This window comes from Nocardioides marmorisolisilvae (assembly GCF_003725775.1).
Lineage (GTDB): Bacteria > Actinomycetota > Actinomycetes > Propionibacteriales > Nocardioidaceae > Marmoricola > Marmoricola marmorisolisilvae.
The window spans coordinates 2,323,607-2,341,384 of sequence record NZ_RJSG01000002.1 but is presented as its reverse complement, the minus strand read 5'-3'; the positions used below and the strand labels follow the sequence as shown (position 1 = coordinate 2,341,384).

General features: G+C 70.6%; 17 protein-coding genes. 11 read left to right on the top strand and 6 right to left on the bottom strand.

Annotation, left to right across the window (positions count from 1 at the left end):
* The coding region (locus EFL95_RS15410; protein ID WP_148045068.1) for a hypothetical protein at window positions 1-3,746 on the bottom strand (3,746 nt) is incomplete at its 3' end.
* A gap of 240 nt (window positions 3,747-3,986) precedes the next feature.
* On the opposite strand from EFL95_RS15410, the gene EFL95_RS15405 reads away from it, so the two are divergent.
* Window positions 3,987-7,070 (top strand): MFS transporter, encoded by a 3,084-nt coding sequence (locus EFL95_RS15405; RefSeq protein WP_123234778.1) that lies wholly within the window; start codon window positions 3,987-3,989, stop codon window positions 7,068-7,070.
* Here the strand turns inward: EFL95_RS15405 and EFL95_RS15400 are convergent.
* Window positions 7,054-7,968, bottom strand: coding sequence for a GNAT family N-acetyltransferase (locus EFL95_RS15400; protein WP_148045067.1), 915 nt, complete (start codon window positions 7,966-7,968; stop codon window positions 7,054-7,056). The two genes, EFL95_RS15405 and EFL95_RS15400, sit on opposite strands and share 17 nt — an antisense overlap.
* A 93-nt stretch (window positions 7,969-8,061) precedes the next feature.
* Between EFL95_RS15400 and fdxA the strand changes: the two genes are divergently transcribed.
* From fdxA to EFL95_RS15380, 4 genes are all read left to right on the top strand, one after another.
* The gene (gene fdxA, locus EFL95_RS15395; RefSeq protein ID WP_123234776.1) at window positions 8,062-8,391 is read left to right on the top strand and encodes a ferredoxin; all 330 of its coding nucleotides are present in this window, start codon (window positions 8,062-8,064) and stop codon (window positions 8,389-8,391) included.
* On the top strand, window positions 8,388-9,494 hold the full coding sequence (gene dapC / locus EFL95_RS15390; protein WP_123235010.1) for a succinyldiaminopimelate transaminase: 1,107 nt from the start codon (window positions 8,388-8,390) through the stop codon (window positions 9,492-9,494). Before fdxA ends, dapC begins: the two co-directional genes overlap by 4 nt.
* Window positions 9,495-9,620: 126 nt before the next feature.
* Entirely contained in the window at window positions 9,621-10,337 is a 717-nt protein-coding gene (locus EFL95_RS15385) for a hypothetical protein (RefSeq protein ID WP_123234775.1), read from the top strand.
* Entirely contained in the window at window positions 10,334-10,567 is a 234-nt protein-coding gene (locus tag EFL95_RS15380; RefSeq protein ID WP_123234774.1) for a helix-turn-helix domain-containing protein, read from the top strand. Before EFL95_RS15385 ends, EFL95_RS15380 begins: the two co-directional genes overlap by 4 nt.
* Here EFL95_RS15380 and EFL95_RS20120 read toward each other — a convergent pair.
* Together EFL95_RS20120 and dapD are read right to left on the bottom strand one after the other, a co-directional pair.
* Entirely contained in the window at window positions 10,554-11,417 is an 864-nt protein-coding gene (locus EFL95_RS20120; RefSeq protein ID WP_123234773.1) for a hypothetical protein, read from the bottom strand. The genes EFL95_RS15380 and EFL95_RS20120 overlap by 14 nt on opposite strands.
* Entirely contained in the window at window positions 11,417-12,361 is a 945-nt protein-coding gene (dapD, locus tag EFL95_RS15370) for a 2,3,4,5-tetrahydropyridine-2,6-dicarboxylate N-succinyltransferase (protein ID WP_123234772.1), read from the bottom strand. The genes EFL95_RS20120 and dapD overlap by 1 nt, the downstream gene beginning before the upstream one ends.
* A 64-nt stretch (window positions 12,362-12,425) precedes the next feature.
* On the opposite strand from dapD, the gene EFL95_RS15365 reads away from it, so the two are divergent.
* The 5 genes from EFL95_RS15365 (at window position 12,426) to EFL95_RS15345 (ending at window position 15,772) form a co-directional block, all read left to right on the top strand.
* Window positions 12,426-13,142, top strand: coding sequence for a VOC family protein (locus EFL95_RS15365; protein WP_123234771.1), 717 nt, complete (start codon window positions 12,426-12,428; stop codon window positions 13,140-13,142).
* A gap of 86 nt (window positions 13,143-13,228) precedes the next feature.
* Entirely contained in the window at window positions 13,229-14,299 is a 1,071-nt protein-coding gene (gene dapE, locus EFL95_RS15360; RefSeq protein WP_123234770.1) for a succinyl-diaminopimelate desuccinylase, read from the top strand.
* Entirely contained in the window at window positions 14,299-15,036 is a 738-nt protein-coding gene (locus EFL95_RS15355; protein ID WP_123234769.1) for an LOG family protein, read from the top strand. Before dapE ends, EFL95_RS15355 begins: the two co-directional genes overlap by 1 nt.
* Window positions 15,033-15,359: a DivIVA domain-containing protein gene (locus tag EFL95_RS15350; protein WP_246004968.1), complete on the top strand. Its 327-nt coding sequence runs from the start codon at window positions 15,033-15,035 to the stop codon at window positions 15,357-15,359. The genes EFL95_RS15355 and EFL95_RS15350 overlap by 4 nt, the downstream gene beginning before the upstream one ends.
* The gene (locus EFL95_RS15345) at window positions 15,356-15,772 is read left to right on the top strand and encodes a hypothetical protein (protein ID WP_123234767.1); all 417 of its coding nucleotides are present in this window, start codon (window positions 15,356-15,358) and stop codon (window positions 15,770-15,772) included. The genes EFL95_RS15350 and EFL95_RS15345 overlap by 4 nt, the downstream gene beginning before the upstream one ends.
* Before the next feature lie 61 nt (window positions 15,773-15,833).
* Here EFL95_RS15345 and EFL95_RS15340 read toward each other — a convergent pair whose 3' ends face one another.
* Together EFL95_RS15340 and EFL95_RS15335 are read right to left on the bottom strand one after the other, a co-directional pair.
* Window positions 15,834-16,628, bottom strand: coding sequence for an enoyl-CoA hydratase-related protein (locus EFL95_RS15340; protein WP_123234766.1), 795 nt, complete (start codon window positions 16,626-16,628; stop codon window positions 15,834-15,836).
* Window positions 16,625-17,407, bottom strand: a complete 783-nt coding sequence (locus EFL95_RS15335) for a PaaX family transcriptional regulator (RefSeq protein ID WP_123235009.1) — start codon at window positions 17,405-17,407, stop codon at window positions 16,625-16,627. Before EFL95_RS15335 ends, EFL95_RS15340 begins: the two co-directional genes overlap by 4 nt.
* 124 nt (window positions 17,408-17,531) lie before the next feature.
* Here EFL95_RS15335 and EFL95_RS15330 point away from each other — a divergent pair, with 124 nt between their 5' ends.
* A complete protein-coding gene (locus EFL95_RS15330) occupies window positions 17,532-17,699 on the top strand; it encodes a DUF3117 domain-containing protein (protein WP_166191440.1) in 168 nt (55 codons plus the stop codon).
* Window positions 17,700-17,778: the final 79 nt, after the last annotated feature.

Here is a 17,778-nt window from a genome sequence, read left to right as displayed (position 1 = left end):
GGGATGCCCGACAGCGGGATGCCCGACAGCGGGATGCCGGAGAGCGGGATGCCCGACAGCGGGGACGCGCTGACCGCGGTGCCCTTCGGGGCCTGGGAGAAGTCGATGCTGCCGATCGGCGTGGCCGCGACGGCGCCGTCGGTGGCAGCGGCGTTGCTCAGCAGGGACGGCGGGATGCCGGTGGTCTTCACCGAGCTGGCGCCGACCTTCACGGCCGGGGGCAGGGTCACGTCGACGAAGGCCTGCGGGCCGGGCGGCGGGGTGACGTCCGAGGTCGGGAAGCGGTAGACCGCGCCGGCCTTGATCAGATCGGGGTTGTCGTGAGCGTTGGGGGCGCCCACCGTGACGCCACCGTTGGCCGGCCAGTTCGCGACTGCAGAACCGTAGTAGGTATCGATGTCCTGATCGGCGGCCGGCTGGCGCAGGTAGCCGTGGAAGGACCACTGGGCCGAGCCGTCGCCCTTGACCTTGGCGACGTACAGCTTGGCGTGGCCGCCCGGGTTCCCGTCGTACCCGCCCTGGGTTGCGGTGCGGCCGACGACCACGGTCGGCACCGATCCACCCCCGTGGTTGAGGTCCACGGCGTCGAACCAGCCGCAGCAGCCGGTCGCGGTGAACTCGGCCTCGCGCACCGCGGTGCCGTTGACCATCCGGTAGATCCGGGTACCGAAGTAGCTGCCGGAGGAGTCCGTGCCGTTGCCGTTGACGGCGAACCGGTTGCCCGAGACCGAGAGCCCGGTGTTGTGGTTCAGGGTGGCCTCGACCTGGAGGTTCATCGGGTAGTGCGCGAACGCAGCGAGGTTGGTGGTCACGTTCCCGTCGGTGTAGCGCCACACGCCGTTACCGGCGGTGTCGACGGCGAGCACCGTGGTCCCGTCGGCGGCGACGTTGACGCCGAAGCCGCTCGCGTTGGCCGAACCCTGGGTGATGACCTCCTTGTCGGCCCAGTCGGCGGTGGTGCTGGTCTGGTTGCTCCGGTCGTAGCGGTGGATGGCGCCGCCGTTGGGGGCGCCGGGCTCGCCGACGATCAGGGACCCGTCCGCGGTGAAGGCCACGGACCAACCGAAGTGACCGTCGACGTTGGCCCCCGTGGTGACCCCGGGGCTCGCCGTGGTCCCGGTCCGCCCACCGGCCCAGACCTCGGTGCCGACGTTCCAGGTCGCGCTGCTGCCGGCGCCGCGCTGGTAGATCTCGACGGTGCCGGCGTGGCTGACTTGCGTCTCTCCGGTCGGGTTGCTGCCGATGACGTCCAGTCCAGAGCTCATCGGAGCGCCGACGGCCACGACGGCGCCGCCGTCGGTGCCGTTGGCGTTCTTCACCTGGTGGATCGCCACGGACGCACCCCAGAACGTGTCCGCGCTGGTGCCGAAGGCGGGCGTGGCCCCGTTCGGGAACAGGTACTGGTCGAAGACCCACTGACCTGCGGCGGTGTCTCGGTGGTAGACCGACACGGCTCCGACGCCGTACCCGCTGCTGCGGTAGGCACCCGGCGACGTGATGGCAAGGATGTCGCCGTCCTGGGCGATCTGGAAGCCGAAGTCGTCAGCGGCGATCTCGCTCTGCGGCTTGATCTCGGTCAGCGCCGTGAAGGTGTTGCCGCTGCGGGAGAACGGGGAGACCCGCCCGACCAGCGTCTCGAAGTCGGTGCCGAACTGCGGAGCGCCCACGATGACCATGTCGTTGCGAGCGGCCAGGCCCCGACCGAAGCCCTGGGTGAGCCCGCCGTGGGTGTTGCTGGTGGTCGGCGGCGTCATCCGCGCGGCATACGTCGCGATGCCGCTCGCGCCGGCACGGCTGAAGGCGAAGACCGCTCCGAACGGACCGCTGGAGTTCGTGATCAGCTGGTTCGGGCCGCCGACGTACAGGTGGGTGCCGGCCGGGTCGCTGGCGACCGATGTACCGAGGGCAGCTGACGGGGTGGTGCCGTTGCTCGGGTCGCCGGACATCTTCTGGACCTGCGACCACGTGCTGGTGCCGTTCCAGTCGAAGAGGTAAGCGGCGCCGGCGCCGGCGACAGTTCCGATCTTCTCGGCGGGCGCACCGGCGAGCACGCCGCCACTGCTCCCGACGAACGTGACGCTCGAGCCGAAGACGGCATCGTTGGGGATCCCCGAAGGTGCCAGGCGCTGCACCTGGCTCCAGGTCCCGCCGCTCAGCTTGAAGACGTCGACCGCGCCGTTGTTGGTGCTGGTGCCCATCGCGGACGGGCTGGACTGGCTGCCTCCGGTCACAGTCTGGACGCCGTCGTCTCCCGGCGCGCCGACGGCGAGCAGGCCGTTGGTGGCGTCGATGTCGACCGCGGTGCCGAACTTCTGCAACACGTCACGACTGGCCTTGGGCGCGTTCAGACCATTGGGTGCGTCGATGCGCTGGTCGAACACGTAGTTGGTGCCGAAACCGGCGCTGCGGTGGAAGACGGCCACTCCGCCGATGTACTCGTTCAGCGCGTCGGGGTTGCCGTCACCGTTCAGGTCGGGTCCCCGGATACCCGGGTTGGACATGTTGGGGATGCCGATCGCCATCAGGTTGCCGTCGACCGCGAACGACTCCGGGAAGGTGTTGATGTTGACGCCGGGGAACATGGCCGAGGTGACCGTGACGGTCTGCTGCAGGTGCGGTGTCGCGGTGAGAGCTGCGCCCTCGGGGTCGCCCGCGAAGGTCCAGACGTCCACGCTGTCGAGGCTGTTGGTCAGACCGAGGACGGTGACGCCGGCGGGCTCCACCAAGAGCTCGACGCCCTGCTGCAGGTACCGGGTAGCACCGCTGGAGGCCGTGGTGGGGGACAGGGTCTGGAGGAGGTTCCAGGCGCCGTTGCCGGTTGAGTCGTGGTAGACGTCGATGCGTCCCTCGATGTCGTTGTAGCCGTTGGCGCGCGCAGACTCGTTGCGGTAGCCCGGCTCCTTGATGGCCATCCAGCGGCCGTTGACGGCGATGGCGGAACCGAAGCCGGCGCTCGCATTCGTGGACGCGGGGGCCAGTGTTTCGACCGAGGAGATGTCGGGGTCGACGACGACGGGGTAGTGGGCGTGCCGGTCGTCGACGACGATCCGGGCTCCGGTGGCGGTCTTGACGAAGCGGGCCGGCAGCTTGGTGCCGCGCGAGTCACGGACCAGCAGGTTGGCGTAGCTGATGCTGCTGCCGGTGCGCGGCTGGAGGTTGAGAGCATCCTTGCCGGTCACGGTGGTGACGGCGCCCTTGATGGCCAGTCCGAGCGAGAGCGAGCCGGTGCCTGCGGGGCGGTTCGAGATCGTCCAGCCCTGCTGCAGCCCGCCGGCGCGGTTCTGGAACCACTCGATCGCGGCCCCGCGGGTGATCGTCGCGGTGGAGTCGGTGGCGAGGGGGGCGGCGGTCGCGGTCAGCGGGACGACGTGGCCGGGGCGGGACAGGCTGGTGGTACGCAGGGTGACGGCGGCCTTGCTGCCGGCGGTGACGGAGAGCGCGCCGTTGCGCGCCACGGTGGCGGCGATCCCCGCCGCACGGTTCGTGACGTGCAGGTTCTCCCCGTCGGTGCGGAACCTCTCCGCAGCGGCCTTGGGGTGCTTGGCCGTCGTGGCGCTGCTGTGCAGCGCGGGGAGCTCCACCCGCGACAGCGCGTCGATCAGGCCGGGCGTGGTCGAGAAGACCATGCACACCAGGGCCATCAGCGCGGCGACCATGCCGACGCTGAGCTGGTTGCCCTGGCTCGTCGTTCCGGCCGGCCTCGCGCTCGCGACTGCCACCGTGCTGTTGCCGTTGCTGTACTGCATGACGTACCCCCGCTAGTTGGATGCAGAAGGAACGCTTTCACGGGTTCCAGACCCCGTACATAGCCCTCTAAGGAGGTTTGTTACATGGTCTGGTCCACTCACGCGGGGGCGTAACCGAACGCGTGCTCGGCGTCACATTCGGACCGTGCTTACGGGCACAGGACCCTTTACGTATCAACTTCGCCCGCGCCAGGATCCTCATCACCAAGGAGGCCGACCACGAGTTCGTGAGGAGTTGAGATGAGCACCGACGTCGTCACCACCCAGCGACCCGTGGCCGGCCAGTCCGGACGGGACAAGGCCGCCCTGGCGATCGCCTCGTTCGGAGCCTTCCTGGCCTTCCTGGACGCCACCATCGTCAACGTCTGCTTCCCGGCGATCGAGCAGACCTTCCACGGCTCCAGCACCAGCACGTTGTCCTGGGTGCTGAACGCCTACAACGTCGTCTTCGCCGCCCTCCTGGTGGCCGGCGGTCGGCTGGCGGACTTGATGGGTCGACGCCGGGTCTTCGTCACCGGCGTCGCGATCTTCACCTTGGCCTCGGTGCTGTGCGCGACGGCCGGGTCGGTGGAGATGCTCATCGTCTGGCGGATCATCCAGGCCGTCGGCGCGGCGCTCCTCGTGCCGGCCTCCCTCGGCGTGGTGATCCAGGCCGCGACGGAGGAGAAGCGCGCGCACGCGGTCACCCTGTGGGGTGCGACCGCCGCGCTCGCCGCCGGTCTCGGTCCGCCGATCGGCGGGCTCATCATCGGCGCCTCGGGATGGCGGCTGGCCTTCCTGGTCAACCTGCCGCTCGGCATCGCCGCGATCGTCCTCGGCATGCGGATGGTCGACGAGAGCCGCTCGCCGGGACGCCGCAAGCTGCCCGACCTGGCGGGCGTCGCGATCCTGGCCGCTGGTCTCGCGCTGCTGAGCATGGCCATCGTGAAGGGACCTGACTGGTCCTGGTCCGGGCCCCGCACCCTGGCGTGCATCATCGCGGGCCTCGCGCTGCTCACGGTGGTCGGCCTCCGGATCACCCGGCACCCCGTGCCCGTGATCGACCCGGGCCTGCTGAAGATCCCGAGCTTCGCGGTCGCGAACCTGGCCACCCTGGCGGCCGGCATGGGCATGTACGCGTACCTGCTCAACCACATCCTCTGGCTGCGCTACGTGTGGCACTACTCCTTGCTGCAGGCGGGATTCGCCGTCGCACCGAGCGCCCTGGTCACCGCCGTCGTCGCCTCGCGGATGGGCGACGTGGCCCACGAACGCGGGTACCGGACCGTCGCGTTCCCGGGCGCGATCATCTGGGCCACGGGCATGTGGTGGTTCGTGCACCAGGTCGGCACCTCGCCGGACTACCTGCGGGACTGGCTGCCCGGCGCGATCATCTCCGGCATCGGCTGCGGCATGACGTTGCCGATCCTCGGATCGGCCGCCGTGGCGGCGGTCCCGGGTGGCCGGTACGCCACGGCCTCCTCGATCGTCAGCGCCGTCCGCCAGCTCGGGGGAGTCCTCGGTATCTCGGTCCTGATCGCGATCGTCGGCGGCGCCAGTCCGCTCGACCCGGCCGGCGCCGTGGCGATGTTCCGCGACGGCTGGCGTCTGTCCTTCTTCTGCTTCCTGGCCGTCGCGGTGGTCGCGATCGCCGTCTCGCAACGGCCTCCGCAGGTCGACGAGCACGCGCCCGACGAGGCGCCGCCGGCGGTCCGCAGACGGCCGCTGGTGGAGGTGCCCAGTCAGGGCTTCGGGTCGGTCTCGGTGCTGCGCGACCTGGCGCCCGAGGCCACCGAGGACCTGGCCGCACGCGGCACTCCGGTCGAGCTGCGCGCCGGCGAGGTGCTGTTCCGCGAAGGGGATGAGGGGCACTCGGTCTTCGTGCTGCTCTCCGGACGGCTGCGGGTGGACAAGGACGGTGAGTCGATCCGCGAGATGGGCAACGGCTCGCTGGTCGGTGAGCTCGCCGTGCTGGCCGGAGCCCCGCGCGGTGCCACCGTGGTCGCGGTCCGCGACTCGACACTGCTGGAGGTCGCCGAGGACGACGTCCGCTCCGTGCTGGCCTCGCGGCCCGATGTTGCGATGTCGGTCGCCGGGATGCTGGCCGAACAGGTCCGCACCCTGCCGGCGCCGCCGGCGAAGAGGGCCGAGCCGTGCACGATCGCCGTGATCGCTGCCGAAGGCGCGGCCCCGATGGAGGTGGCCGAGGCGCTGCTGTTCCGGATGGTCCCGCACACCGAGGTCGCCCTGGTCCACGAGGAGATCACTCCCGATCGGCTCGTCGACCTCGAGGCCGACCACGACCGGGTGCTGCTGGTGGCAGGCCCGTCCGGCGAGTGGCACGACTTCTGCCGACGCCAGGCCGACGTGGTCGTGCTGGTCGTCGATGCGGGCACCCGCGCACTGCCGTCGGTCCCGGGGGCCGAGGTGCTGCTGCTCGGCCGGGTCGACCAGGACCGGGTCTGTGCCGTGCTCGCAGCGACCGGTGCCCGTCGGGTGCACCAGCAGCAGCACCAGGGAGTCGAGGCGCTGGCCGCCCGGCTCGCCGGTCGGTCCGTCGGGATCGCGCTGGCCGGGGGAGGCGCGCGCGCCTTCGCCCACGTCGGGGTGCTGCGCGAGCTGGAGGCGGCCGGCGTGGTCGTGCACCGGGTCGCCGGCACCAGCGTCGGCTCCTACATCGGCGCGTTCTACGCCTCCGGCTGGGCCGTCGCCGACATCGAGGAGCTGCTCCGCGAGGAGTTCGTCCGGCGCAACCCGCTCGGTGACTACGGACTGCCGAAGTACGCCCTGTCCCGAGGCCGGCGGATCGAGCGCGCCGCGATCCGGCTCTACGGTGACCAGGTCGCCGAGGCGCTCCCGCGCGAGCTGACCGTGATGACGACCGACCTGCTGGCCCGCGAGGCGGTCCCGATGCGCAGCGGGCTGCTGCGCGACATCACCCGAGCCTCGGCCGCGGTGCCGGGGTTGCTGCCCCCGGTCCGCGTCGGCGACCGGATCCTGGTCGACGGCGGTGTGACCGGGAACCTGCCGGTCGGCGCCCTCGCCTCCGAAGGCGTCGGTCCGGTGATCGCGGTCAACCTCTCGGTCGGCGCGCGCGACGACTCGCCGAGGACCGGACCGAAGCGGCCGCCGCGGATCCCGACGCTCGGCGAGACGATGGTTCGCACGATGCTGTTCGCCTCCGGCGACGCCGACCGCAGCGCCGCAGACGAGGCCGACCTGGTCGTCAACTGCCAGACCCGGGACATCGGCCTGCTCGAGTTCCACCAGATCGATGCAGCCATCGCCGCGGGTCGTTCCGCGGGCCGCGCGATCGTGGAATCCCTTGCTACGAGGGGCTTCTGAGGTATCGGCAGCGGTGGTGCTCGGTCAGCCCGAGGCTTTCGTACAGCTGCTGGGCCGGCTCGTTCGCGGTCTCGACGTGCAGCCAGACGGTGAGGGCGCCCCGTTCGGCGGCCGCGTCGAGCAAGGTCCTCACAACCGCGAGCCCGAGACCCTGGCGACGCAGCTCCGGGTCGACGTGCAGGCCATGCACACCGACCCAGTCGCCGTCGATGCCGCCCCGCACCACGGCACCCGCGGTTCGGACCACCAGGCGCGGCCCGTCGACGCTGACCTCACCCAGGGCGGCAGCATCGCTGCTGGAGCGCAGCGCCCGGCTGACCGACCCCATCCAGAACGCGGCCTCACCGTCAGGGAGCGGCTGCCAGCCTGAGTCGAGGAACGCCTGCTCGATCTCCGAGCCGACCTCGACCTGGACCTGGGCGGGACGCTCGCGGTCGGCGTACCAGGTCCGGACGGAGTCCACGGCCTCGGTGAACGCGGAGCCGGGGTCGCCGATCGCCAGGCACGAGTTGGTGCGCTTGAGCAGCCGTCCGTGGGGAACTGGGACGCTGCGCAGCTCCCACTCGCCCAGCGGCTCGCGATCCACCCCGGCCCACAGCACCGCGGCGTGACTCTCCGCCTCGCGGGTGCTGATCCGGGCCCGCACCGGGGGCCGCGGCGGCACCGGCTTGCCGGAGACGATGTCGGCCGTCGCGATCTCCACCCGGGTGCCGTCCTCGGTCCGGATCACCGCGATCCCGTCGCTCCACGACTCGCAGATCCCGAGCAGGTCGGTCATCGCCGGACCGCCGCTCGGACCGGTCTCGCCGGGCAGCACGCGCCGTACGACGACGCGCTGGCCGACCACGTGCGGGCCCAGGGAAGCCGCCTGTCCCGACGGCTGACCGGATTTGGTCACGTGTCGAAAAGCGGGACCGCCTGTAGGACTCATCTCCGGGATACTAGGCTTTGCCCCAGTCCGCCCCGGACGAGTAGCTGTAGGAGGAGTCAGGTGACCTACGTCATCGCCCAGCCTTGTGTTGACCTGAAGGACCGTGCGTGCGTCGACGAGTGTCCCGTCGACTGCATCTACGAGGGCAAGCGGATGCTCTACATCCACCCCGACGAGTGCGTCGACTGTGGCGCCTGCGAGCCGGTCTGCCCGGTCGAGGCGATCTACTACGAGGACGACGTCCCGGGTGAGTGGAAGGAGTACTACGACGCGAACGTGCACTTCTTCGACGAGCTGGGCTCCCCGGGTGGCGCCGCCAAGATGGGCGTCATCGAGCAGGACGCAGCGATGGTGGCGGCGCTGCCGCCGCAGGAGCACGACGAGCACTGAGCGTCTCGCGAAGCGTTTCCGGCCGGCTCCCGGACTTTCCCTGGGACCACCTGACGCCGTACGGCGATCGGGCGCGCGCGCACGCTGACGGGATCGTCGACCTCTCGGTCGGCACCCCGGTCGATCCCACCCCCGAGGTGGTGCAGCGCGCCCTGGTCGCCGCGGCCGACTCTCCCGGCTACCCGCTGACCATCGGTCTGGCGGAGACCCGGCAGGCCTGCGTGGACTGGCTGTCCCGCAGCTTCGGCGTCACCGGCCTCGGTCTGGACGGCGTGCTGCCGGTGATCGGGTCGAAGGAGCTGATCGCCTCCGTCGCCCAGCACCTCGGTGTGGAGGAGGGCGACCTGGTCGTCTACCCCGAGCTGGCCTACCCGACGTACGAGGTCGGGGCTGCGCTGGTCGGGGCGGACACCCTGGCCACCGACTCGCTGACCTCGATCGGTCCGCGCACGCCGAAGATCCTCTGGATCAACTCGCCGTCCAACCCGACCGGCCGGGTGCTGCCCGTCGACCACCTGAAGAAGGTCGTCGACTGGTGCCGCGAGCGCGGCGTGCTGCTGATCTCCGACGAGTGCTACCTCGAGCTGACCTGGACCGGCGAGCCGGCCGTCTCGGTGCTGCACCCGGACGTCTGCGGCGGGAGTGCCGAGGGCATCCTCGCGGTGCACTCGCTGTCGAAGCGGTCCAACCTGGCCGGGTACCGGTGTGCGTTCGTCGCCGGCGACCCGGCCGTCATCGGCGAGCTGCTGGCGGTCCGCAAGAACCTCGGTCTGCAGATGCCGGCCCCGCAGCAGCACGCGATGATCGCGGCCCTGAACGACGACGCGCACGTGGTCGAGCAGCACGCCCGGTACGCCGCGCGGCGCGTGAAGCTGAAAGCCGCGCTGGAGGGTGCGGGCTTCACGATCGACCACTCCGAGGGCGCCCTGTACCTCTGGGCTTCCCGGGGTGAGGACTGCTGGGAGACCGTCTCCTGGTTCGCCGACCGCGGCATCCTGGTGGCGCCCGGGTCGTTCTACGGGGTCGCCGGTCAGCAGCACGTCCGGGTGGCCTTGACCGCAACGGACGAGCGCATCGACGCCGCCGTCGCCCGCCTGGGATAGTCCCTACCGTTCTGGCGGCTTTCGAGCTCCGAACCCAGCCAGGTCGCTCGGCACTATCGCTTGACGCGCCACAACAAGCAGTCTTATCGTTTTTCGATATTAACGAAAAACGATAAGGAGGACGTGATGCGCAGCTTCCGTCCCGCTCGGCTCGTCGAGGCCAGCCTGTACCTCGTCGCCCTGCTCTGCGCGTTCTGGTCGACCCTCTGGATCCTCGGGTACACCGGCTTCCAGCGCATCGGCTACGCGGACCTCCCGCGCTGGTTGGACCCGATCAGCCTGGACGGCAGCAACAGCCAGTGGGTGACCAACCCGACCGTCCTGGTCCGCGTCGACCCCAGCCGCTTCGATGCGCTGCTCGCGTCCTACCGGGACCTGAACGGCGGCTTCCCCGATTCTCGTGGGGGAACTCCACCGCACTGGGCCGAGCTGCTGCCCGGCAGCAGCGTCGTCCAGCTCTGGGACTTCACCTTCCTCCAGAAGCTCAGCTTCATCGGCATCCAGCTCGCTGGCTACGCGGGCGTCGCGTTCATCGCGATCACCCTGGCCCGCCTGGTCGCGGACTCGCGCGGGGAGTCGCCGTTCGTCCTTCGCAACGTCAATCGGTTGCGCCGGATCGGCGTCGTCGTGCTGATCGGTGCGCCGCTGCTGTCTCTGGGCCACTGGTTCGTCGAGCGCTGGCTGGTCGAGTCCTCCTCGATGGGGGACACCGTTTCTGTCTACCCGTACCACTGGTCGTCGCTGCCGTGGTGGACGATGCTCGTCGGCGCCGCGGTCCTGGTGCTCGCCGACGTGTGGCACCGCGGCGTACGGATGGCCGACGACGTCGAGGGGCTGGTGTGAGCCCGGTCGACCCGGAGGAGGGTCACCGCATCGGCGTGCGGCTCGACGAGCTGCTCGAGGAACGCGGCATGACGCTGACCGAGCTCGCCGACCGCGTCGGCGTGACGATCGTGAACCTCTCGATCCTCAAGAACGGCCGTGCGAAGGCGGTCCGGTTCTCGACCCTGACCGCGATCTGCGACGCGCTGGGCTGCGACGTCGGCGACGTGCTCTACCTCAGCGAAGGATGACCCGGACGGCGCTGCCGTCGGCGTTCGAGTCCTGCCAGCCCTTCTCCGAGGCCCGGCCGCTGTGCCAGATCAGCCCGTCGAAGGCGATCGACTCGATCTTCAGGTTGCCGGCGTACGCGACCAGGTACGCGGCCGCGGCCCAGCCCTGGCGGTTGCCGTCCTGGCCGGTCGCCACCGGCAGCGTCAGGTCCTGCCGGGCGCCGGTGCGCCGCACCTCGAGCCCGGAGCCGAAAGAGCCGGCCAGCGACCGGGTGACCGCAGCAGCCGTCCCGTGGGTCTTCGGCTCGTGCACCACGCAGGTGAAGTCGCCACCCGGGCTGTAGCCGGTCAGGGCGGAGGCGAGGGCGCGGGCGTCGGGAGCGTGGTCCTCGTAGGCCTCGGGGAACCCGGAGCGCTGCACCTTCTGCGCAGCCTCGGTGATCCGCATGGTCTCGTAGCCGTCGATCTTCACCAGGGCGTCGTAGAACTTGTTGATCGCGTAGTGCTCGTCCTGGATCTGGGCCGCGGTGCCCCAGCCCTGGGAGGGACGCTGCTGGAAGATGCCGACCGAGTCCCGGTCGCCGTGGGCCAGGTTGCGGATCTTGCTCTCCTGGAACGCCGTCGCCAGGGCGATCGACGCAGCGCGCGCGGGCAGGCCACGTCGGACCGCGATGGCGGAGATCAGGGCGGCGTTGCGTCCCTGCTCGGGGTCGAGGTTGACGGTGCGTCCGCTGACGTTCGCCTTGCAGCCCTCCGGGTCCGGCAGCGGGCCGGCGCCCCGCCAGACGGCGAAGATGACCCCGCCGACCACCGCCAGGGTGGCCAGGAAGACGAAGGAGACGACTCCCGAACGGCGACGCTTCCGCGGCATCAGTTCGCGTGCAGGTCGGCGTTCAAGGTGATACCCGCGGCCTTCCACGGGACGGCCTCGACGGCACCGGTGACGGAGTTGCGGCGGAACAGGATGTTGCTCGCTCCGGAGAGCTCGAGCGCCTTCCGGGTGCTGCCGTCGTGCAGCGTCACCTTGGTCCCTGCGGTGACGTAGGTACCGGCCTCGACCACGCAGTCGTCGCCGAGCGAGATGCCGATGCCGGAGTTGGCGCCGAGAAGGCAGCGCTGGCCGATCGCGATGACCTGCGAGCCGCCGCCCGACAGCGTGCCCATGATCGAGGCGCCGCCGCCGATGTCGGAGCCGTCACCGACCACGACGCCGGCCGAGATGCGGCCCTCGACCATCGAGGTGCCCAGCGTGCCGGCGTTGAAGTTCACGAAGCCCTCGTGCATCACGGTGGTGCCCTCGGCCAGGTGCGCACCGAGGCGGACGCGGTCGGCGTCGGCGATGCGGACGCCGGTGGGGACGACGTAGTCGGTCATCCGCGGGAACTTGTCGATGCCGAAGACCTCGACCGGCCCGTCGGCCTTGAGCGCGGCGCGGACCTCCTCGAAGCCGGCCGGCGAGCACGGGCCGCGACTGGTCCACACGACGTTGGCGAGCAGTCCGAACTGGCCCTCGAGGCTCAGCGCGTGCGGGGCGACCAGGCGGTGGCTCAGCAGGTGCAGGCGCAGGTAGACGTCGCTGGCGTCAGCCGGCGCGGAGGCCAGCTCGATCGAGCGCAGGACCACCTCGGTGTGCACGCCGCGGGCCTCGTCCTTGCCGGCCAGCGCGGTCAGGTACGCCGGGGCGGTCGCGTCCGCGGGTGCCTCGCCGAGAGCCGGCGCGGGGTACCAGGTGTCCAGCGTGGTGCCGTCCGCGGCCACGGTGGCGAGGCCGAAGCCCCACGCGCGATCAGGGGTGCCAGAGGTCGCCGCAGACATGCCCTCAAGGCTACCGGGGCGACGGGAGCCGGAGCCTGTCGGTCTCAGGTGGCAGGGTGGCGCCATGGCCATCGCAACCTTCAAGGAGCTCTGCCTCGACACCCACCCGGCCCCGGGTCAGGACGTCACCGCGCTCAGCCGGTTCTGGGCCGCGGCGCTCGGGCTGGAGTTCAAGAGGTTCAGCGACGATCCGGCCGACCCGGGCGACGTGATCGGGCCGGAGGAGGGTCAGGGCATCGCGGTGTGTCCGGTCCCGGAGGCCAAGACCGTCAAGCACCGGGTGCACCCGGACATCAGCGTCCGTGACCTGTCCGAGGTGCTGGAGCTGGGCGCGACCGTGATCCGTCCGCAGGACGAGGAGATCCGCTGGACGGTGATGGCCGACCCCGAGGGTGGTGAGTTCTGCGCGTTCGTGCAGCCGCCCGAGCGGATCGCGACGTACCGGATGTTCGAGTTCAACGTCGACAGCGTGGACGCCGAGGCGAGCGCGCGCTGGTGGGCGGAGGCGTTCGGCGTCGAGGCCGAGCCGAAGGACGGCTACTGGTGGTTCACCGGTGCGCCGGGTTTCCCGTCGAGCGCGGTCTCGCCGTTCTTCGCGATGGTCTTCGGGCACGTGCCCGAGCCCAAGACGGTGAAGAACCGCTGGCACTGGGACGTGTACGGCGAGGTCGAGGACTTCCTCGCCCACGGTGCGACCCTGCTCTGGGAGATGCCGCGCTGGACGGTGCTCGCAGATCCTGAGGGGAATGAGTTCTGCGTCTTCCCGCCCGATGCTGGTTGAGGCGCGGACCCAGATCTAGGTTCCTGAGGAGGTTGCGCAGCAACCATCTCGAAGGACGAAACCCGGTGACCTGACAGGATGAACCCATGCCCCTCGACCTCACCGCGGACGTCGTCGACCTGACGGCTGCCCTGGTCGACCTGGAGTCCGTCAGCGGCAACGAGCGGGCGATCACCGACGCGATCGAGGCCGAGCTCGCGAAGGCCGCGCACCTGAGCGTCACCCGGATCGGCAACTCGCTGGTCGCGCGCACCGAGCTGGGCCGTTCCGAACGGGTGGTCATCGCCGGGCACGTGGACACCGTCCCGCTCAACGACAACCTGCCCTCGCGCAACGACGGCACCCTGCTGCACGGTCTCGGCAGCTGCGACATGAAGGGCGGTGTCGCGGTCGCGCTCAAGCTCGCCGCCGGTCTGCCGACGCCCGAGCGCGACATCACCTTCGTCTTCTACGAGTGCGAGGAGGTCGACGCGGTCCGCAACGGGCTGCGGATCATCTCCGAGCAGCGTCCCGACCTGCTCGAGGCCGACTTCGCGATCCTCATGGAGCCCTCCGACGCCGGTGTCGAGGCCGGCTGCCAGGGCACCCTGCGCGTCGAGGTCAGCACGACCGGCGAACGCGCGCACTCGGCCCGGTCCTGGCGCGGGAAGAACGCGATCCACGGCGCCGCCGAGATCCTCAACCGGCTGGCGGCGTACGAGGCCCGGATGCCGGTGATCGACGGCCTGGAGTACCACGAGGGGCTGAACGCGGTGCTCATCAACGGCGGCGTCGCGACCAACGTGATCCCCGACCGGTGCACGGTCACCGTGAACTACCGGTTCGCGCCGGACCGGAGCGAGGCCGAGGCGCTGGCCTACGTCACCGAGTTCTTCGACGGCTTCGAGATCGCACTCACCGACTCCGCGCCGGGTGCGTTGCCGGGGTTGGACCGCCCGGCGGCCAAGGCTTTCGTCGACGCTGTCGGCGGTCAGGTCGGTCCCAAGTTCGGCTGGACCGACGTCGCCCGTTTCACCGTTCTCGGCATCCCCGCCGTCAACTACGGCCCGGGGGATCCGACCCTGGCCCACAAGCAGGAGGAGTACGTTCCCTTGGAGCAGATCCGTCGTTGCGAGCAGACGCTTCGGACCTGGCTGACGTCCGGGCCGGGTGCCTGATGGTCGGCACGCCCGAGGAGTTCCGGAGCAAGCGCAAGGGCCCGACCCTGCTGCGCGGCAGCCAGGTCGACCTGTCCACCACCGACCAGCGCCTGCTGGACTCACGCGGTCCGTCGGACTGGGTGCACACCGACCCGTGGCGGGTGCTGCGGATCCAGGCCGAGTTCGTCGAGGGCTTCGGCGCGCTGGCCGAGCTCGGCCCTGCGGTCGGCTGCTTCGGTTCGGCGCGGACCAAGGTCGACGACCCCTTCTACGCCAAGGGTGTCGAGCTGGGCCGGGGCCTCGTGGAGGCCGGCTTCGCGGTGATCACCGGCGGCGGCCCCGGAGCGATGGAGGCGGTCAACAAGGGCGCCGCCGAGGCGGACGGGGTCAGCGTCGGGCTGGGCATCGAGCTGCCCTTCGAGCAGGGCGTCAACGAGTACGTGAACATCGGCATCAACTTCCGCTACTTCTTCGCCCGCAAGACCATGTTCGTGAAGTACTCCCAGGGCTTCGTGGTGCTGCCCGGCGGCCTGGGCACCTTCGACGAGATGTTCGAGGCGATGACGCTGGCGCAGACCCGCAAGGTCACCAGCTTCCCGGTGGTGCTGATCGGGGTCGACTACTGGACGGGCCTGCTGGACTGGCTTCGCGGTACGGTGCTTGCCGACGGCAAGATCTCGGAGGCCGACCTGGACATGCTCACGCTCACTGACGACGTCGACGAGGCGGTTTCCATCATGGAGGCCTCGCGATGATGTGGCTGTTCGCGCTCATCATCGTGCTGGTGGTCGGTGGCGTCGCCGTGGTCGCGGTCGGCACCGGCGGCTCGATGGCCACCGAGTACGACGACCGCCCGGACGCCCTGGTGCCGGCCGAAGGTCCGATCAGCGGCGACGACCTGCGCAACCTCCGGCTGAGCACCGCGGTTCGCGGCTACCGGGCCAGCGAGGTCGACGCGCTGCTCGACCGGCTGGCTGATCAGTTGGACGGCAAGCCCGCGGCTGCACCCCAGGCTGCTCCGGCACCCGCTCCTTGGCCGGCTCCCGTGTCCGAGCCCGAGGGTGGGAGCGCGGAGTGAACCCGGAGCGGATCTCGTTGGTGCTGACCGCGCTCGCCGCGGTCGTGGTGGTGCTGACGCGGGTCCGCATGGCGGCCAGCCACGAGGCCGCCGGCCGGCTCGACGTGCCGCACCGGCTCGTCAACCTGCACACCCTGTTCGGCGTACCGGCGCTGGCGCTGTGGGGCGCGTTCCTGCTCGTCGACTCGCTGCGCGAGGTCGTCGGGTACGCCGGCCTGCTGTGCTGGTGGGTGACCACCGTGGCCGGTCTCCTGCTCCTGGTCCGCTGGGTCCCGGCGCACGGACGGCACGCCGCGGATCCTGCCGCCGACTCCTGGGGCGAGGGGCCGGGCCTCTCGGTCCTCGGCCACGTCGGGCTGCTGATCGGGTCCCTGGTGTGGACCTGGTTCCTGGTCTCCGGGAAGCTCAGCTGACGGGATAGTCCCGAGCAGTCGGCACCATCTCAGCGGCCAGAACCAGCCATGTCGCTCGGGACTATCGCCCTTCGAAGACCGGCTTCTCCTTGGCCAGGAACGCGTCGACCGCGCGGCGGTGATCGGCGCTGGCGCCGGTGAAGTTCATCTTCTCGCCCTCGAACGCGAGCGAGGAGGCGAAGTCGTGGCTGCTCGCGTAGTTCACCGACTGCCGGATCGACGCGTAGGACAGCGTCGGACCTCCGGCCAGCTTGGTCGCCAGCGTGGTGACCTCGGCGACCAGCTCGTCGTCGGCGACGACCCGGGTGGCCAGCCCCAGGGCGAGGGCGTCCTCGGCCGGGATCGTGCTCGGGAAGTACAGCAGCTCGATGGCCTTGGCCCGTCCGACCAGGCGCTGCAGCGTCCAGGAGGCTCCGGTGTCGCAGGACAGCGCGACGCCCGGGAAGGCGAGGTTGAACCCGGCCGAGGCCGCCATGATCCGCAGGTCGCAGGCGAAGGCGAGGCTCGCGCCGGCGCCGGCCGCCACCCCGTTGAGCGCGGCGATCACCGGCTTGGGCATCTCGGCGATCGCCGTCACGATCGGGTTGTAGTGCTTCTCCACGGTGGTGAAGAGCGCCTCGGTGCTGCCCGAGTTCAGCAGCTCGACGTGCTCCTTGAGGTCCTGCCCGACGCAGAAAGCCCGGCCGGTGCCGGTGAGCACCACGCACCGCACCGCGTCGTCGGTGGCTGCGGCGGTGACCGCCTCGAGCAGGGCCTCCTTGGTCGCCAGGTTGAGACCGTTCATGCCCTCGGGTCGGTTCAGGGTGATCGTGCCGACGCCGTCGGAGATCTCGTAGGTCACCGGGAGGTCGGTCATCGGGTGGCTCCTTGCAGGTGGTGGTCGATGAAGCGGGACGCGGCGGGCAGCAGCCGGGTGGCGTGCTCGTCGAAGAACGCCGCGGCGCGGTGCCCCGGCCAGTCCCCGGGAAGCAGCTCGCGGGGGAGCCCGGGGTCGGAGAACAGGAACTTGCGCCAGCTGTGCAGCAATTCGGAGCGTACGACGAAGGCACTGACGTCGTCGCCGGTGCCCCGGCCGACGGTGGGGGCGACCAACGCCGCCGCCTCGCCCAGCCAGGCGTCGTACGCGCTTCCCAAGGCGGTCAGGTCGAATGCCCCGAGCAGCGCGTCGGTGGGTTCGGCGTCCTGGCTGGTGAACGCGATCGTGTCCACGCCCTCCTCCTCGAGGAGTCGGTCGACCTCGGCCGAGGCGCGCGGGCTGACCCAGGTGCTGTCGCTGACCGGTGCCATCCCGAGGAAGCGCAGCCGGCTGCGGACCCGCTCACGACGAGCCCGGTCGGTGATCGGGCTGAGCACCCGCAGGTGCCAGTGGCCGTCCCAGTCGGCCTCGTCGGTGCGGTAGATCCGGACCCCGGCCTCGTCGAGCCAGGTGCGGGCGTGCTCGGTCAGGGCGTACCCGCCGGCGTCATCCGCGGTCAGCCACTCCTGGGCGACCATCCGCGACAACGCGGTGCGAACGGCGGGCGCGCTGACGCCCAGCGGTTCGAGCAGCCGGATCAGCACGGCGACGGGCGCACGTCCGCCACGGCTGCGCAGGTGGTCGCCGTAGAGGTCGAACAACGCGGATCGGGCGTGCACGGGCACGAGTCTGCCGTACGGGCTTTCCCATCGATTGTTCGTGGCAAGGCGTCATAGGGAATAATGGGTGCGGCTGGCGTCACATCTGCTCGGGCGCTGGGTTCACACAGGAAGAGGTATGCGCATGGCGGCGATGAAGCCGCGGACCGGCGACGGGCCGCTGGAGGTCACCAAGGAAGGTCGCGGCATCGTGATGAGGGTTCCCCTCGAAGGCGGTGGCCGACTGGTGGTGGAGCTCAACGCGGAAGAGGCCGGCGCTCTCGGAGACGCTCTCAAGGCCGTGGTCGGCTGACGCCGGACCACCCTCCCCAGATTCAGCACGGCTGACGAAGGCCCCGACGCCCGCACGGGCGGTCGGGGCCTTCGGTATT

What these genes read in the sequence shown, in the direction of transcription:
- EFL95_RS15350 (WP_246004968.1), top strand. Translation starts at nt 15,033, where the DNA reads ATGATGTGGCTGTTCGCGCTCATCATCGTGCTGGTGGTCGGTGGCGTC.
- EFL95_RS15340 (WP_123234766.1), bottom strand. Translation starts at nt 16,628, where the DNA reads ATGACCGACCTCCCGGTGACCTACGAGATCTCCGACGGCGTCGGCACG.
- EFL95_RS15365 (WP_123234771.1), top strand. Translation starts at nt 12,426, where the DNA reads ATGGCCATCGCAACCTTCAAGGAGCTCTGCCTCGACACCCACCCGGCC.
- EFL95_RS15385 (WP_123234775.1), top strand. Translation starts at nt 9,621, where the DNA reads ATGCGCAGCTTCCGTCCCGCTCGGCTCGTCGAGGCCAGCCTGTACCTC.
- EFL95_RS15330 (WP_166191440.1), top strand. Translation starts at nt 17,532, where the DNA reads ATGGCGGCGATGAAGCCGCGGACCGGCGACGGGCCGCTGGAGGTCACC.
- dapD (WP_123234772.1), bottom strand. Translation starts at nt 12,361, where the DNA reads ATGTCTGCGGCGACCTCTGGCACCCCTGATCGCGCGTGGGGCTTCGGC.
- dapE (WP_123234770.1), top strand. Translation starts at nt 13,229, where the DNA reads ATGCCCCTCGACCTCACCGCGGACGTCGTCGACCTGACGGCTGCCCTG.
- EFL95_RS15355 (WP_123234769.1), top strand. Translation starts at nt 14,299, where the DNA reads ATGGTCGGCACGCCCGAGGAGTTCCGGAGCAAGCGCAAGGGCCCGACC.
- EFL95_RS15405 (WP_123234778.1), top strand. Translation starts at nt 3,987, where the DNA reads ATGAGCACCGACGTCGTCACCACCCAGCGACCCGTGGCCGGCCAGTCC.
- EFL95_RS20120 (WP_123234773.1), bottom strand. Translation starts at nt 11,417, where the DNA reads ATGCCGCGGAAGCGTCGCCGTTCGGGAGTCGTCTCCTTCGTCTTCCTG.